At 65.0% G+C, this 2688-nt stretch carries 4 protein-coding genes; all 4 read left to right on the forward strand.

All coding sequences use genetic code 11. The features are described from left to right. Positions 1-574: 574 nt before the first annotated feature. On the forward strand, positions 575-1258 hold the full coding sequence (locus RHBS_RS31235) for a hypothetical protein (protein WP_237669801.1): 684 nt from the start codon (positions 575-577) through the stop codon (positions 1256-1258). A 5-nt stretch (positions 1259-1263) separates the two neighbouring features. Further along, positions 1264-1356: a hypothetical protein gene (locus RHBS_RS31240; RefSeq protein ID WP_237669800.1), complete on the forward strand. Its 93-nt coding sequence runs from the start codon at positions 1264-1266 to the stop codon at positions 1354-1356. Positions 1357-1521: 165 nt separating this feature from the next. Further along, positions 1522-2301 carry a helix-turn-helix domain-containing protein gene (locus tag RHBS_RS26650; protein WP_128646855.1) on the forward strand — a complete coding sequence of 260 codons (780 nt, stop codon included), beginning with the start codon at positions 1522-1524 and terminating at the stop codon, positions 2299-2301. Between the two features lie 118 nt (positions 2302-2419). Next, on the forward strand, positions 2420-2688 hold a 269-nt coding region (locus tag RHBS_RS26655; RefSeq protein ID WP_374700671.1), incomplete at its 3' end, for a PaaI family thioesterase.

Genomic DNA, 2688 nt, shown 5'->3' on the forward strand with positions numbered 1-2688 from the left:
CCGCCACTCAGTGGTGGGCGCTTGCCGCCGAATTCGAAAACGCTACCGCAGCATCGAAACTTGCAGAGATCGCCGACGCGCTCGGCCCCGACTCGGCAGTCGAGGGTCGTACCGCTCTCGAGTGGCGGCGACGCCTGGCTGGCGAGAGCGGCCCCTCCACGACTGGCTCCTGAATTCGGCGATATTGCCGTAAAACAGGCAATGACTCGGCTCAGCGAAGTTCCTGATTTGCGCTCACTAAGGTGCCCCACTCGTGAGCGATGATCACCGTAATGGTTGGCGGGTACCGGTATTGGGCCTTGCGGAGCCTCGTCCATCTCGCGTCCTGGTAGCGCGGGCGCGCTATCGAGGCGAGCCTCCAGCATCCCAACAACGGACCGGCCACGAAAAGCGTTGCGTCAGAATACATGCAGAGGTTTACTGGTAACCTTGCATATCAAGACTGGTCGTATAGCTCACCCGCTCGCACAACCAGAAGCAGTTCGACTGTCCCGTACTTCCAAGGCTGGCGGAGCTCGCGTGCGATAACTTGGTTTGCGGCTGCACGCTAATCGGGCCGACGGTGGAGGCGGGTATGGAGTGGGTAGAAGGCATCGATCCGGACGAGCCCGGAGTCCGGCGCGTCCCTTGGAGCAACGTGGGTGAAAATCCCCCCGAGGTGCGCGCACACATCGCTCGCAAGGAAGCCATCCGCGAGCGGAAGGCCAACCGGCGGGAGGTTCATCCCCAACGGAAGCCACCCCCCGAAGACGAGGGCCTACTGGTCGAACCCTCTGAGAGGTATCCGTTCTCGCTCGATGCCACACTTCTCGGCGGAGTCCAGATGCAGATCGATCGGCTGCGCATCTTCCGAACAGGTCTCCAGTTCGACCTTTCTGCGACAGCCGTTCACGATGGCGGTGGGTTGTTGGGTGACCGTCTCAATCTGACGCATCGCCTGCGTCCTCCCGCGAGGCACCGGATATATCTAGGTCTCGTGCTTCCCACAGGCAAGGTGGTATCCAACAAGAAGAGCTTCGCGTGGGATGCCCCCGAGGACGACGACGCAACGACCCCATGGCTGCACGGGGGACGAAGCTACAGCCGTCCAACGGAGACCGGTGCAACGTATTTTCTCAGCCCCCTCCCAGAACCCGGACCGATCACGTTTTCCATCGCATACGCGGAACTCGGACTGAACACCGCCGCGAGCGTGACAATCCACCTCGAACACCTTCTACAGGTCGAAGGACCCCGCCTCGAGTCGAGTACTCGCTGACCGATCTGGGCCAAAGCCTCAACGATGCGCTACGGGCGCTCGGTGATTGGGGCGAAGAACACGCAGAACACATCATCGGCCCGACAACCGATACATAGTGCTTTCTGCCGACGGGCGGCAGGAGCATGGACGATGTTCCGAACCGTTCAGCAAAGCCTCGATAAGCAAAGAATCGGTCGTGGCGAAGTGGTAGCCGATCGCCGCGGGTGGTCCATGACCTGGCAGGTCATGGACAAGCGCACGGCAATCCCTACGATCGGGCCATGCCCGCACACAGCACCGCCCCGGTGGGCGACCTCCTGCGCGACTGGCGGCAGCGCCGCCAGATGAGCCAACTGCAGCTGTCGTCACGTGCCGAAGTGTCGACCCGACACCTGAGCTACCTGGAGACCGGGAGGTCGAAGCCGACGCCGGGCATGATCGCCCGCCTCGCCCACCATCTGGACGTGCCGCTGCGTGAGCGGAACCAGCTGATGCTCTCGGCCGGCTTCGCGCCTCCGCACCCGGAACGGGGCCTCGAGGCACCCGAGCTGCTGGCTGTCAGCGGAGCACTCCAGAGCGTCCTCGACGCCCACCTGCCCTTCCCCGCCCTCTTGCTCGACCGGTGGTGGGACGTCGTCGACCGCAACGCGGCCACCGACCTGCTGCTCGTCGGGTGCGCCGCGCACCTGCTCGAGCCACCAGTCAACGCGGTGCGTGTGACCCTGCACCCCGACGGCCTCGCACCGCGCATCCGCAACCTCGGCCAGTGGCGCTCCCACCTCATCGGCCAAGTGCAGGCACGGGCCGAACGGACCGGCGACGAGCGACTTCGTGAGCTGGCCAACGAGGTAGTCGCCTACCCCGGCGACGACGTAGGCCCACTCGCGCGGACCGACGTCGTCGTGCCGCTGCAGCTCGTCACCGGAGCCGGAGACCTGTCGTTCTTCAGCATCGCCTCGATCGTAGAGTCGGCACTCGACGTCACGGTCGACGAGCTCCGAATCGAGGCCTTTTACCCCGCCGACGACGCGACCCGCGAGGCCCTTTCCCCCCGGAGGTGAGACTCCCCGGGAGACTCCAGTGCGGCATGACCTCGGAGGTCATCGACGGTCGGCACCCGTGCGACGAAGCTGGGTCAATCAGGTCACCAGCCAGGCGACCACACCATCAGGAGCTGCCATGCACAACCTCGCCCGACACTGGATCGACAACGTCATCCTCCAGTCCCCCGTCGCCCGCGCCATTGGCATCAGCCTGCGCTCCGCTGAGGTCGACGCGGTCACCGCCGACCTACCGTTCTCCGAAGACCTCACCACGACACCGGGCGTGATCCACGGCGGCGTGATCGCCTCGTTGATCGACGCCCTAGGCGCCGCCGGCTCGGCCTCAGGCGTCACCCCCGAGCAGGAGGCCACCGGAGGCGCCACCTCCCACCTCGCCATCAGCTA

This window comes from Rhodococcus sp. BS-15, from assembly GCF_000813105.1.
Classification (GTDB): Bacteria; Actinomycetota; Actinomycetes; order Mycobacteriales; family Mycobacteriaceae; genus Rhodococcoides.

Bases quoted from the DNA above. Each gene is read 5' to 3' on its own strand.
- RHBS_RS31235 (WP_237669801.1), top strand. From the start codon at position 575: ATGGAGTGGGTAGAAGGCATCGATCCGGACGAGCCCGGAGTCCGGCGC.
- RHBS_RS26650 (WP_128646855.1), top strand. From the start codon at position 1,522: ATGCCCGCACACAGCACCGCCCCGGTGGGCGACCTCCTGCGCGACTGG.